This window comes from Chitinophaga sp. CF118, assembly GCF_900112615.1.
Taxonomy (GTDB): Bacteria; Bacteroidota; Bacteroidia; order Chitinophagales; family Chitinophagaceae; genus Chitinophaga.
The window spans coordinates 950,111-964,696 of record NZ_FOMK01000001.1 but is presented as its reverse complement, the minus strand read 5'-3'; the positions used below and the strand labels follow the sequence as shown (position 1 = coordinate 964,696).

The window sequence follows — 14,586 nt, the reverse complement described above, 5'->3', positions numbered from 1 at the left end:
ATAGTAAACATTGCTTACTTATATTTCTCTACTCTTTTTACAAAATGATGACATGGAAATAGATGAACAGCTAAAACAATTTGAAAATCAGAAAGGCAAAAACTGGCAACGGTTGATCTTTGTTTTAAGAAAGCATCTGGATATCTGGGCTCATAGGCATATTAAGCCACGCTGGGGTCAAATGAAAATATCCTATTGGCCGGTAATCTGTAACATAGCTGTAGAAGGCAGCACCGCCATGGAAATAGCCCGCAGGTCAATGATTGTGAAGCAAACAATGAGTCGTACAATCAAGGAACTGGAGGAAAAGGGTATGCTTTTCAGCGAAACGAGCAAAAGTGATAAAAGGAGCGAGTGCCTCTATTTGACGCCGAGTGGTAAGCAACTAATCCTGGATTCAAACATTGAGTTAGCTAAATTGATGGATACTTATAAAGAGTTGGTGGGTGAAAAGAACCTGGACATTGCATTCGATGTCTTAAATAAGATCATCAATTATCATGAATCTCTAAATACACATGATGACGATAATGATGATCATTTTGGCGACTAAGAAACAGCCAAAGCCTATACGCTTATCTATTGTTACTTATAGTAGTACCATACAAGGTCGTTATTGAGTATTTTATAAATAATAATTGGCTCATTTACAATTAATTAAAAAAGATAACATCGAAATACGAAATTTACATTGAGTAGATACAATAATTTTGTAACTTAGTTAGGACCATAGTTCTTTAGCTGATAATATACCATTAATAACCTCTAAGACCAAGATTATGCCCAACTTTACACTTCTATTTATGCTGTGTTCCCATACATTCCGGCGAGCGCGTTTTCCTCAATAAATTATAAATAAGGCAATCTACCGGATGTGCCTATATTTTTTGTACCCCTAATAATCTTCTCTTTATGAAATTACCGCTACTTGTAGTGCTGTTGTTTCTATGCAACAGTATATCTGTATCCGCTGGTATTACCAGCTGGAATTTCCCGACTGCAAACTTCCGTCATCAGCTTGAACAATCAACCCGTTTTGCGGATTATCAACTTTCATTCAGCGACATTACTGCACGGGAGAATGGAACAGATGGCAGCTTTACTATTACTGTAACTACTGCCGGATCTTTAACAGTAACAGACACTGTGACGGTTACTTATACTGTAGAAGGGAAGGCTCAGATAGGAGTGGATTATGTACCCTTCCCCCTAACAGTTAAAATCCCTGTTGCTGCTGGCAGTGGTAGTGTAACGATACCTGTACATGCCATTGATGACAGGATAATGGAATATACTGAAGTTATCATCTTTAAATTTCAAAGTGCAATTGCGCAATCCGGAACTACTGTAGATTTACCTGACCGACCAGCAAGTGTTGCTATTCAGGATGATGATGAGGGTAAACTCATAACTTTCAAAGGCAAAACAGATGGAATTGAAGGAGGCGAGTATGCAACTGTAACGGTTGGTATAGAGGGTGATTACCTTGCTTCAGAGCCAATTACAGTAGCGGCTAGTGCTTCTGGAACTGCAGGTGGTTACGATTTAGACGAGCCCACACTTGTTATTCCTGAAGGTCAGAACAGTGTAACTGTACCGATTTATATAGCTGATGATTATAAAACGGAAGGTACAGAGTATATTATACTGGATATATTTGACGCCTATGGAGCTGAAGATAATTATTTCTACTACGTGGCTCATGGAAGAGATACTATTTACATCTTTGATAATGATAGCATCCCCGTTGCCCGTGGGGTGGTTAGATTAATAGGAAATGGAAGTGCTTACTCCTCCACAGAAGGTAGTGCTGATAATCCTGGTAACTTCTTTCTCCGCTTTGAAAATCTTGGTAGTTTACCTATCTCAGAACCAATTACCGTATCGTTGACAACGAAAGGTCCAGCAACTAATGGAATCGACTATACTATGCCACAAACCGTTATAGTTCCGGTTACTGATACAATGTATAACTGGGTAAACGTACCTGTACCTGCATTGAATGATAATATTATAGAAGGGAATGAGTTTGTTGAAGTACATATCAGCAATGTAACCATACCACCTGGCGCAACTATTGACTATTATATTAATGATGCGGTATACATTAGCATCATTGACGATGATTCTGCAAACATCACTATTGCCGGTTCAGCGAATGGAAAAGAAGGTGGAACGCAGGGAAGTATTACACTCTCTTATTCAGATGATTTAGTTGCAGCAGAAGATGTCCAGGTAGATTATCATATTGACCCTTCCGGAACAACTGCCACACAAGGTACTGACTTTACAATACCTGCTGATGTTATTATTCCGGCCGGTCAGCATAGTACTACTATACCAATAACGATTATTGATGACAATGCAGTAGAAGACACCGAGTATGTTAAAATAGTAACAGATAGTGCATATGGGAATAATTTGCATTATCCGGTTGGTCCGGTAACAGATACTGTTGTTTCAATTGCAGATAATGATCGTGCGCCAACGCATTGTGGGCCTAATAGACTCGTTATCCCGAATGTAATTACACCTAATGGAGATGGCAGGGATGATAAATTTGTGATCCGTGGCTTGGAACAATATCCAAACTCAAAGTTATTTATCTATAATCTGCTGCGTGGCGGAACATTGGTTTACCAGTCAAAAGATTATAAGAACGATTGGGATGGACAAGGATGTTACCAGGGACTGTATAGTTATATTCTGGAAGTAAATGAAGATGGGAGAGTGAAAATATACAAAGGACCGCTGGTAATAATAAGGTAGGTTATTATCATTTCTTATATTATCTGGGGCTTGCTATGTGGCGAGCCCCTCTTTTTACGGAATAATTTCCCCCAAAAAAAACGCTCGCATAGTCACCCGTTTTGCATAAATGAGTGTAGTTAATCTATACGTTGTACTATACAATTCCAGATTACTCATGAAACAAAACGTTATAATGAAAGTGCTTTTAGCAGTTATGATAGCGGCGGCGTGCAGCAAAAGCAACCCTCCGGCAGAAGTTAACAATATCATCAAACATCACACTTATTATGTATCTCCCAACGGTAACAATGCCAATGCAGGCACACTGGCTGCACCACTGAAGTCCATTGCAACAGCTCTGGCCAAGGTTGTACCCGGGGATACAGTAATAGCCAGGGGAGGTATTTATTATGAACAGATCACGTTTCCCCGCTCTGGCGCGGCAGACAACTGGATCACATTAAAAGCATATTCCGGTGAAAAACCACTGATTGACGGTAGCAATATTTTAGTTCAGGGTTGGCAGGCACTGGTGACTTTTAGTAATGTCAGGTACATTTCAATAGAAGGGTTTGATATATGTAACCTTGTCTCCTCTTCTTTCAATACAGACCCGGAGGGCATTGCAATTAATGGTGATTCGCATCATATCACCATCAGGAATTGCAATATCTATAATATAAAAAGCAATGCATCGCTGAAAGACTGGCGTAGCGGACATGCAATACTGGTGATTGGCAATGGAACCACGGCTATCACCAAGCTGCTGATTACCGGTTGCACTGTGCATGATACACAAACCGGAACCAGTGAAAACATTACGCTGGCAGGGAATATTGACAGCTTTACCATCAGCCATAACAAGATGTACCATACTGAAAACATAGGGATTATCATTGCCGGTGGAGATAACCTGAATCCTAAGGGTAATGTGGCGACCAATTACGCTCGCAATGGAGTAATCAGCGATAATGAACTGTCCAACATTTCCATGAGCAATAGCGTGGACATATGGGGTGCCGGTAACTATGGTGCCATTGCCATCTACGTTTGCGGAGGCACAGGTACTGTAATAGAGAGAAACATTGTACGCGACTGCGATCGTGGTATTGGACTGGTGAGCGAAAGCAATATCTATCCTACAAAAACTACCATAGTAAGGAATAACTTTGTGTACAACTGCTGGCGTACCGGCATTTATATGGGAGATTACCTGAACTATACTTCCGGTGGTACATATGACTGTTACGTATTGAACAATACTCTGCTTCAGAATGATCGCGCCATCGGTGCTTTCGGCGAAATTGAAGGGGAGATCCGGCTGACTGAACGATGCTTTAACAATGTGATTCGTAATAATATCATATATGCAAGACCTGTAGATATTTTCGTTCACAAATATACAAATACGGGATCCGGGAATATAATAGACAACAATCTTTATTATACCACTGGCACACCTCAATGGATCTGGAACAGTACCAATGATGCACCTCTGACGAGTTTTGATGCCTGGAAGGCAACCAGTGGTACCGATGCCGCGTCCACTTATGGTGTAGATCCTTTACTGGTGAGTGTAACAACGCCCGACCTGCATATACAAACATCTTCTCCCGCCAGGAACACCGGATTTGTAATTAGTGCAGATATCAATGGCACGTTGGATATAGATGGTAATCCCCGTATTAAGAATAATATGATCAGCAAGGGGGCACAGCAGTAAGAAGTTGATGCATAAAAAGAGGCCGCTTCAATTATTTTTGAAGACGGCCTTTTATGATGCCGGTAACGTTTGCGCACTTTTTTTCCTAGCTTTGCGCCATATTTGAATTATTCCTATGCACTGATGAGATTGTATTTAGCGCCATTTATATGGTATTATATATTACTTCCTGATCTATAGCATTAATTTAAAAACATCTCTATATCTATAATGCATAATCAGGTTTACCGGAATTCAGCATTCTTTCCATTTGATGAATCAAAAGAAGTCAATTCACTAGCAGCCGGACTTACCTTTTCATTAAACGATGCGCCGCATCCACTTTGCCTGCTGGCCGCTGGCGAGCTGCAGTTATATTTGCAGCATCAACAGGAATGGACGCACAATTTTGGGTTGTCATCTGATATAGAAGGGACAATAATAGGGAAGATGTTCGGAGTATTGATCGTTCGAACGAAACGAAATGAACTGGGTTATCTGGCAGCATTTTCGGGAAAATTAGCAGGCGGAAATCATCATGCTAAATTTGTTCCGCCAATTTTCGACGGACTGGCAGAAGGAGGTTTTGTGAATGCAGGGATGACAAAACTTACTCAGATTAATGAAGAAATCAGTTTGCTGGAATCGTATAAAAATGAAGCATATGATGAAGAAATCCGTCTCCTGAAAATATTACGGAAAACCCATTCCATCTCCCTGCAAAATAAAATTTTTGAGCAATATCATTTTTTGAATAAGGCCAGTGAATCAAAAAGTTTAATTGAGATTTTTGAAGACACCCCTTATAAAAAACCACCTGCAGGTGCTGGAGAATGTGCTGCACCTAAACTATTACAATATGCCTTTCGTCATGAGATGGAGCCATTGGCGCTGGCCGAATTCTGGTGGGGTTTATCTCCTAAATCGGCTTCCTGGAAACATGGACACTTCTATAATCCTTGCCAGGAAAAATGTGCTCCTATACTTACGCATATGCTAGCGGGATAGAATATGTTATTATACTTTTCTTCTTTGATATTTTAGCTGATTAAACTTGTGTAATATGTAAAATATTTACCCTTTCTGAAAAATGTTGATGACGTTGGAGTTCCCCCAAAACCTTTATTGAAGCATTGTAATTCCCGTTAGTATGTCGCAATTTACCCCTCTTAATGTCTTTTCCTCCCCCCGTGAAGTCTTTCCAGTAGGTATATCTTTGCATTGAACGAATAGTTGGATAAATCGAAAAGTGATGACTGGCATAGAAGCAGAACCCCCTGATGATACTTTTTAAAACTACAGTTTTGCTGACAAAACGGACACACATACACTGCCTTAAATAAACTGAAAGAACTAGTAAACAATAAAAACTTAAAGATCATGAACAATTTCGTTTATCCTTGCCTTACCATTAAAGGCAAAATTGCAGAAGCTGCTGATTTTTATATCAACACTTTTGGAGAAGGAAAAATTGGACAAACTTCACCTTATGTAATTCAAATTGAATTAAGCGGGCAAAAATTTCTGCTGCTGAATGAGGGACCAACTTCATCACCTAATGCATCTATTTCCTTTATGGTAACTTGCGAAAAAGCAGAAGAGACAGAACAATACTGGAACAAGTTGATTGACGGGGGAAATATTATGATGCCGTTAGATAGCTATGGCTGGAGTCCTAAATATGGTTGGGTGCAGGATAAATATGGTGTTTCCTGGCAAGTGTACACCGGTAGTAGAACTGATACGCCGCAAAAATTCTGCCCTACATTAATGTTTACAGGAGCTAATGCAGGTAAGGCTTCAAGCGCAGTGCATTTTTATACTGAACTGTTTCCACAATCCAATATTAAGGGTATCTTAAAATATAGTGAAGGGGAGGGCGACAATCCTGAGTTTGTGAAACATGCTCAATTTAAAATCAAGGACTATGTTGTTATGGCAATGGATAGTTCGGCAGCTCATGGTTTTGGTTTTAATGATGCTATATCTTTAGTTGTGGAATGTGACACTCAGGCTGAAATTGATAAGTATTGGGAGCAATTGACTACTAACGGTGGACACGAAGTGGCTTGTGGCTGGTTGACGGACAAATATGGCATAAGCTGGCAAATAATACCAAAAGTATTAATGGAATTAGTAAAAGATCCTAATAGGGCCCCACGAGTTATGAATGCGCTGATGCAAATGAAAAAATTAATTATTGCAGATCTGGTGAATGCATAACCTCGTATAAAACCTCATACAGCATTTACGTTATATAGTACAAGATAAATTGCTATTCATACTTGTCACTTTTACCGGTAAAAATTCAGCTTTCACCGGTTAAGCAATGTTTCTAACCGGAATTCTCTTTGGTATGGCATAAGCCAGAGCTAAATTTGATTGCGTATTTGGTAAGAAAAGCATCTTGATCAGGTTGGTGGTTGATACCGGAATCGGAAAGGATTGTTTTTTTTGTTCAAAAATGTTCACTTTTGCAAATTTTCTAAAGTAATATTATGCACACATCTAAGAAGGCTGCCATAAGTTTTATCTTCATTACATTGCTGATTGATATAATGGGATGGGGGCTGATTATTCCTGTAATGGCTGACTTGATTGCACAGCTAAAAGGCATTCCCGTTAATCAGGCCAGTACTTATGGCGCCCTTTTGTTATCCGTTTTTGCCATTACCCAATTTTTATTTTCTCCTGTAATTGGAAACCTGAGTGATAGGTACGGCCGTCGCCCCACCTTATTATTTTCCTTACTTGGCTTTGGGATTGATTACATTATTCTGGCATTGGCTCCCACATATGGATGGTTATTTGTAGGACGTGTTATCGCCGGTATTACAGGAGCGAGTTTTACTACAGCCACCGCCTACATTGCTGATGTAAGCACAGATGAAACATCAAGGGCTAAGAATTTCGGTCTGATCGGTGCCGCATTTGGTTTGGGTTTTGTACTTGGACCAGCTCTTGGTGCGTTGCTGGCAAACTGGGGTATAAGGGCTCCTTTTTATGCAGCTGCTGCACTTTGCCTGCTTAACTGTGTATATGGATACTTTTTCTTACCCGAATCATTAAGCAAAGAGAATCGCCGGCCCTTTGACTGGAAACGTGCTAATCCATTTGGCTCATTGAAATTTTTAACCAAACATCCTGAGATAGGCGGACTGGCACTCAGCTTTTTCCTTATTTATCTTGGAAGCCAGGCAGTTCAGGGTAACTGGAATTTCTTCACTATTTACCGTTTTAACTGGAGTGAAAAAATGGTTGGTATTTCCCTGGCAGTAGTAGGTGTGTTGGTTGGAGCTGTGCAGGCCGGGCTCACACGAGTTATAAATCCTAAAATAGGGAATGAAAAGAGCATCTACCTCGGGTTATCTCTTTACACCCTGGGATTGATCCTGTTTGCCTTTGCCACACAGGGATGGATGATGTTTGCTTTTCTGATCCCTTATTGTTTGGGCGGGCTATGTGGACCTTCATTACAATCCGTAATATCAGGACATGTACCAGCTAATCAGCAGGGGGAACTTCAGGGTGCTCTTACCAGTCTGATGAGCCTTACTACCATTATTGGACCACTGATTATGAACGGTACATTTGCTTATTTTACAACAGATGGAGCACCATTTTATTTTCCGGGAATACACTTTTTAATTGGAGCAGTGTGCATGCTATTTAGTATAGTTATTACGTACAAAGTGTTGAGCCGGGAAAAGAAAGATCGTCCTGAACTATTGCAGGTGATTAAAGGTGTAGGCAGTCTTAGTGATACACCTGTGCATTAACCGTTAATTTATTCAACTTCAACAATCTTATTCAGCATATGCCCCTCCAGGGCATACCATAAAAAGCAAACAGCCGTCATTACATTTAATGGCGGCTGTTTGTTTTCTATAATGTCTCTTCAGATACCCCACAGTAACCTACTGCTCTACGTTAACAATAAATAACAGTTCTCCCCCGAGTCTGGCACAGTTTTGTCATTTACTATATCTGAACAAGAAGATTAAACGGCCTGCAGACGCTTAACTTCCCTTAATTCACCACATACATTCAAACCTTACAATCATGAAAACGTTAAAATATCTTGTTATCACAGCATTGCTAATATCCGGATTAAGTAGTTGCCTGGTTGTCCGCGACAGGCCGGGATATTATCACCCTCATCGTTATTATCACGGACATGGATATTACAGATAAAATGAATTTAGTAAAAGGTTGGAATCCTTCCGGGAGAGGGATTTCAACCTTTTGCTATTTTGGAAAGGAATTTCATCCATCATCTTATTATAGCTAATTTTGCCTCGTAGTTTAATTAAAAGTATGGATGCGAAGGCACTTTGGGATGACAGGTTTAAAAAGGGATTATCGTCGCTGGTAAAACCGGATCCTTTTTTTATAACGATGTATGAGCAGCATATCAGCAACACATATCCATCGGGAGGAAAGGTGCTGGACCTGGCTGCGGGAATTGGGAGACATACTCTTTATCTGGCAAATCGTCAATGGCAGCCTACAGCTGTAGATATTTCTGCAGTAGCAATCGATCAACTCAAAGAAGCCGCCGCCAGTCTTCACGTGCATGTTGATACTTTTATATTGGATGTGGCCCACTATCACCTGCAACCTGAATCGTTTGACCTCATCATTTTATATTATCATTTTGACAGGGCGCTTTTCCCCGAAATATTTAAAGCGCTTAAACCCGAGGGGCTGTTCATCTGTAAACTCGCCGTTAGTAAACCAACAGACCTGCAAGTAGAAAACATGCCACTTCAAAAAGATGAATTATTGTCTTTAGTATCATCCTTTGATCTCATCAGCCATACTGAAAGACCTGTAAAAGATAGAGGGGTTGTAGAATATCTTGGTAGGAAGAGAGTACCTGATTTCTGATGAAACAGGGCGTTGGTCGATGAAAAATCGCCGGTCAGAGAAAAAGAATTGTTAATATTCCAGCTATTCTTGATTATGTTTTCATCCTGTCTTAGATTCGGATCTGATGAAGACCTACAATCTTTTGCAAAAGATAACAATATTTACATTATTAGTTTTGTTTCGCCTGGCCGCCTCCGGACAGGTGCAGATCAACGGTACAGTCTATGAGCGTTCGGCGCGCTATGGAATGGAAGGGGTGAGTGTGAGGAGTACTACCGGTGCCGGAACAATCACCGATTCTTTAGGGCATTACAGCATCCGATTGCCATTAAGCGATTCCATCAGTTTTTCCTACCAGGGGAAGGCTACCCAAAAATTCCCGGTAAAGGATATTCCCATAAACCGCCCCTTCGACATGAGTCTGCATGTGGATATCAAGGTATTACCAACAGTTGTGGTACAACAGAGAAGTTATCATCTGGATTCATTGGAAAACCGTGAAGAGTATAAGAAGGTGTTTAACTATGAACCAGAATACATAGCCAGTGGCAATGGAGGGGTGGGTATTAACCTGGATGCGTTATTCAGTATCAGAAAGATTAAGAGGATGGAGAATTTCAGACGTTATATGGAGCAACTGGAGCGTGATAAATATGTGGATCACCGGTTCAACAAAGGGCTGGTAAAGAAAATAACAGGTTTACAGCCGCCCGCCCTTGATACCTTCATGGTAGAATACAGGCCCAGTTATGAAACACTTCAGGGTTTCGAAACCGAATACCAATACCTTGAATACATCAAAGAATCTGGTAAATATTTTTCTCAAACATGGAGAAGAGAGCATCCTGCTCAACCTTAATAAAGCAATAAATAGTTGACGTTATAAGTGCCGGGGAAACATCTAATCCTTCTATAGTTATCATGAAACCCATTCCTGGTCTCTATTCTGTCATTTGAAAGTCATTTCCTGCCCGTTGTAAAATAATTTCCCGATTGCGCAAATTGTTCCTTTTTTGATAAGTCAACTTTGCACTTCAAAATTATTCTGTCAACCGAACAATAATGCCTATAATGACTAAACGTTTCTTCTTTACTATTACATTATTATGCTCCATCTCCGCATTATTTGCTCAGAGTGCAAAAGATAATAATGCTATTATAAAAGGAACAATCACTACCAGCGATGGTAAACCTGCCGTTAATGTTACCATAAGGATCGACCATACCAAATGGGGTGATATCAGTAACGAGAATGGAGAATATACGATTAAGAATGTAAAACCCGGTAACTGGACCTTAAAAGTTTCTGCTGTTGCTGCGGGATCGCAGGAGAAGACAATTACTATTGTGGCAGCGCAAACCTTGCAGCTTGATTTTGTACTGAATCAAAATGCTGCTCAACTACAAGAGGTGATTGTGTTAACTAAAAACTCCAGGAAAGAGGTAAAGTCTGTAGCCAGAATACCCCTTAAAAACCTGGAGAATCCGCAGGTATACAGTTCTGTTTCATCAGAGATATTAAAGCAACAGGGAATTACGAATTATGATGATGCCATGAGGAATGTTCCTGGCATTAGCCGTACATGGGAATCTACCGGACGTGCCGGCGATGGTGCTTCTTATTTTGCATTAAGAGGCTTTGACGCACAACCTATAATGTATAACGGTTTGCCGGGTATTACCAGCGGTAATCTGGATCCTGCAAATGTTGAAGAGATACAGGTAATCAAAGGACCTTCAGGAACGCTGTTCGGTGGTAATTTCTATAGCTATGGAGGGATCATTAATACCATCACAAAGAAACCGTATTACGATTTTGGTGGTGAAGTTGCCTATAATTTCGGCAGCTTTGGACTAAACAGAGTAACCGCAGATATCAATACTCCTTTAAGCAAAACAGAAAAGATAGCATTACGTGTAAATACGGCTTATCATTCGGAAAACAGCTTTCAGGATGCAGGATTTAAAAAGTCTTTCTTCGTCGCTCCTTCTTTATCATATGAAGTGAATGACAGGCTTTCATTTTCCTTTATGACAGAAATTCTGAATGAAGAAAGGGCAGTCCCTCCGGTATTTTTTCATAACAATAGAGACAGTTCACTTGATTTTAAAACGGTAAAGGAATTAAATCTTAATAATTATCTCTCCTTTACCAGTAACGATCTCACAATAAAAAATTCCAGGTATAATCTGCAGGGACAGATGTTATATAAATTATCTGATCAGTGGACTTCACAAACGGTGTTCTCAAGGGGATCAGTAAAGTCAGAAGGGATCTATACTTACATATGGGATGATGTAGCGAGAGATAATTGGTTTGAGCAATACTTCCACAATGAAAATAATACCATCAATACCACTGATATACAACAGAATTTTAATGGTGATTTCAAGATTGGTAAAATGAGAAACCGTGTATTGATAGGACTGGATTATTTTAACCGCAATGTTATTGATAACGGCTCAGGAACGGTGCTTGGAAGAAGTGTAACTCCACAGGGAGATACGATGAATGCTGTAGACTTATCAAGGGCTACTATTGATAATCTGCTGGCGGGATCGGGCATAAACAATAGTAATATCTCTAACAGCACATACAGTGCATATGTTTCTGATGTAATCAATTTCACTCCCGGATTAATGGCAATGGTCAGTTTAAGGGCAGACTATTTTGAGTCCAAAGGAGAGAAGGCTACCGCTGATGATGATTTCGAACAGTTTGCATTGTCACCTAAATTTGGATTGGTGTATCAACCTGTTCTGAATAAGGTGTCCGTTTTTGCAAACTATATGAACGCATTTATAAATGTAAATCCACGGGAAACATCCGATAAAGATGGTAACAGCACCGGTATGAAATCATTTAAACCGGAACATGCCAACCAATGGGAATTCGGTGTGAAAACTAATTTATTGGATGATAAACTCAGCGCTACTATTTCTGTATATGATATAAGGGTAGCGGACAGAGTTGTTCCTCTTGTTGATAATAAAAACGACTACAGACAGGGAGGAAAGGTAAGTAGTAAGGGTATTGAGTTTGAGATGAGTGCTCATCTGTTACCCGGATTAAATCTGATTGCCGGATATAGCCACAACGAAATAAAAAACCTGGAAGGAAGTTCAACCGATTTTTATACAGAACCAGGCAGAGCTCCCGGAGGACAAGGTCCTTCAGATCTGGCAAACCTCTGGGCAACATATAAAATTACAGAAGGTAAATTGAAGAACTTCGGTCTTGGTCTTGGAGGAAACTATGCTGGTGAGTATAAAGTAATTGATAATAGTGTAACAGGTGTTTTTAACCTGCCAGGTTATACCCTTATAAATGGAAGCGTATTCTATAATTCAAATAAATTCAGAATTACCCTGAATGTAAATAACATCAATAACGCCGAATATTATATTGGTTACTGGTCTATTAACCCGCAGAAGCAAAGAAATTTTGCTGCCAGCTTTGCCTACAAGTTTTGATTCCCGAAAAAGTTGACGGTTAAAAATAGTCCCGGTTGCATCATGTAACCGGGACTATTTTTTTAAAAATTAGCCGGTATGCCGAACCTGTTTACACAGACTTAACATTGGCTTAACAAGGGCAGTGTATTTTTGCGGTAAATACCAGGTAACATAACGATGAGATTCAATAGTGTACATAGTGCGTCATCTGATCCTGAGGTGTATTTTGACGGGCTGTTTAGGGAAACCTTTCCGAATGTTGTTGCCTACCTGGAAAAAATAAGCAACAATAAAGAACTGGCAAGAGACCTTGCTCAGGAAGCATACCTCAAAGTCTGGCAGAAACTGGAACTGCTCCCCAAAGATGAGGAAGAGGCACTGCGCTATATATTAATAATGTCCCGCAATTGCTTCCTGGATCATCTGAAACTGGCTTTAAAGCAAAAGAAACAATATGATGCTTACGCCAGTACATACATTGAAATAAGCAGCGCTTCGAACCTTATAGAAATAAAAGAACAACAGCAGATCATAGACCATACCATTAACACCCATAAGGAAGCAGCCCGCCGCTTTTATCTGCTAAACAGGGAAGAGGGACTCACCTATAAAGAGATTGCTCTGCAGGAAGGCGTTTCTGAAAAAACAGTGGAACGCTATATTGGAGGCATACTCCGTTCCCTGCGCTCCCGCCTTGCCAGCATGATTTTTTTCTGGTAACAATTTCTTAACCTCCCAGGCTGACGGTAACCTTTCCCATTTACTGTTCTTATAATAAACTATCTCAGTCAGCATGGATCTCAGGGGAAAATTAGACGATTTCGCAGCAGGTAAATTAACACCTTCCGAAAAGGAAGACTTACGGAATGCTCTTGCGGCATTAACGGAAGAAGAACGCATGGAACTTTTTCCTGTAGATGCCTATCTGCAGAAAGACCGTTTTCAACTACCTGAAGAGGAGATAACAGCTGCGCTGTCCCGTTTCAAACAAACTGTGAAGCCAAAAGGGAAACTGATCCAATGGAAAAATATCAGCCGTTATGCAGCCATCTTCATTTTGCTGTTAGGCAGCACTTTCCTTTTAAGGAAAAGTACCAGTCTGTTTAACAGGAATGGAAAAGCCACTAAACAGTTTCGTAGTATGAAGGTTGCAGACGGAAAACAAGCAACTTTGGTACTGACAGATGGTACGCGCATTACCATCAATGGCGGTAGCGAACTGTTGTTCCCTGAAAAGTTTGAAGGAACACAACGTATTGTTTATCTGAAAGAAGGAGAAGCCTATTTTGATATAGCTATGGATGCACAGCATCCTTTTATTGTAAAATCGACTCAACTGAAAGTGCAGGTGTTAGGTACCTCTTTTTCTGTCAGGAATTACAGCGATGAAAAACAGGCTGCTGTTTCCGTTAATAGCGGCAGGGTGGCTGTGGGACAATTTGAATTAATAGCCGGCACCGGCACTATATTGAACAAACATACAGGAGCACTTACAAAACAGAACATTGATACCGCTGCTACAACTGCCTGGACAAAGGGAGAACTCATTTTTCATGATGCAGATTTACAACAGGTGCTGCAGGTATTGCAACACAGATATGCTGTACGTTTTGATGTGAAAGATTCGCTGTTGATGAAACGACGGTTTAATGCCACTTTCAGAAACAATAACATTCAAACGATTATGCAGCAGCTGAAACTGATGAGTAATATCTCTTACACAATTACTGACGACCAAATACTTATACAATAAAAAACACCCTGCTGTAACAGGGTGCCGAAATTCAGAACTGAGCTAAATTTTA

The 14,586-nt window shown here is 40.2% G+C and carries 12 protein-coding genes; all 12 read left to right on the top strand.

Annotated elements, in window-relative coordinates; genetic code table 11:
- Nucleotides 1-52 precede the first annotated feature (52 nt).
- Nucleotides 53-553 carry a MarR family winged helix-turn-helix transcriptional regulator gene (locus BM176_RS03730; protein WP_090099676.1) on the top strand — a complete coding sequence of 167 codons (501 nt, stop codon included), beginning with the start codon at nucleotides 53-55 and terminating at the stop codon, nucleotides 551-553.
- Nucleotides 554-912: 359 nt separating this feature from the next.
- Nucleotides 913-2,769 carry a T9SS type B sorting domain-containing protein gene (locus tag BM176_RS03725; protein ID WP_090099674.1) on the top strand — a complete coding sequence of 619 codons (1,857 nt, stop codon included), beginning with the start codon at nucleotides 913-915 and terminating at the stop codon, nucleotides 2,767-2,769.
- A 175-nt stretch (nucleotides 2,770-2,944) separates the two neighbouring features.
- Entirely contained in the window at nucleotides 2,945-4,474 is a 1,530-nt protein-coding gene (locus tag BM176_RS03720) for a right-handed parallel beta-helix repeat-containing protein (RefSeq protein WP_255373426.1), read from the top strand.
- A gap of 210 nt (nucleotides 4,475-4,684) precedes the next feature.
- On the top strand, nucleotides 4,685-5,461 hold the full coding sequence (locus tag BM176_RS03715) for a pseudouridylate synthase (RefSeq protein ID WP_090099670.1): 777 nt from the start codon (nucleotides 4,685-4,687) through the stop codon (nucleotides 5,459-5,461).
- A gap of 372 nt (nucleotides 5,462-5,833) precedes the next feature.
- Complete coding sequence (locus tag BM176_RS03710) at nucleotides 5,834-6,676, top strand: VOC family protein (protein WP_090099668.1); 843 nt, start codon at nucleotides 5,834-5,836, stop codon at nucleotides 6,674-6,676.
- Nucleotides 6,677-6,951: 275 nt separating this feature from the next.
- A complete protein-coding gene (locus tag BM176_RS03705) occupies nucleotides 6,952-8,232 on the top strand; it encodes a TCR/Tet family MFS transporter (protein WP_090099666.1) in 1,281 nt (426 codons plus the stop codon).
- A 283-nt stretch (nucleotides 8,233-8,515) separates the two neighbouring features.
- Nucleotides 8,516-8,647 carry a hypothetical protein gene (locus tag BM176_RS32835; protein WP_255373425.1) on the top strand — a complete coding sequence of 44 codons (132 nt, stop codon included), beginning with the start codon at nucleotides 8,516-8,518 and terminating at the stop codon, nucleotides 8,645-8,647.
- Nucleotides 8,648-8,770: 123 nt separating this feature from the next.
- Nucleotides 8,771-9,343, top strand: a complete 573-nt coding sequence (locus tag BM176_RS03700) for a class I SAM-dependent methyltransferase (RefSeq protein WP_090099664.1) — start codon at nucleotides 8,771-8,773, stop codon at nucleotides 9,341-9,343.
- Between the two features lie 106 nt (nucleotides 9,344-9,449).
- Nucleotides 9,450-10,184 (top strand): hypothetical protein, encoded by a 735-nt coding sequence (locus BM176_RS03695; RefSeq protein ID WP_090099662.1) that lies wholly within the window; start codon nucleotides 9,450-9,452, stop codon nucleotides 10,182-10,184.
- A gap of 212 nt (nucleotides 10,185-10,396) precedes the next feature.
- A complete protein-coding gene (locus tag BM176_RS03690; protein WP_090101600.1) occupies nucleotides 10,397-12,799 on the top strand; it encodes a TonB-dependent receptor in 2,403 nt (800 codons plus the stop codon).
- 159 nt (nucleotides 12,800-12,958) lie between these two features.
- Complete coding sequence (locus BM176_RS03685) at nucleotides 12,959-13,501, top strand: sigma-70 family RNA polymerase sigma factor (RefSeq protein ID WP_090099660.1); 543 nt, start codon at nucleotides 12,959-12,961, stop codon at nucleotides 13,499-13,501.
- 73 nt (nucleotides 13,502-13,574) lie between these two features.
- Nucleotides 13,575-14,534, top strand: coding sequence for a FecR family protein (locus BM176_RS03680; RefSeq protein ID WP_090099658.1), 960 nt, complete (start codon nucleotides 13,575-13,577; stop codon nucleotides 14,532-14,534).
- The last annotated feature ends 52 nt before the right edge of the window (nucleotides 14,535-14,586 follow it).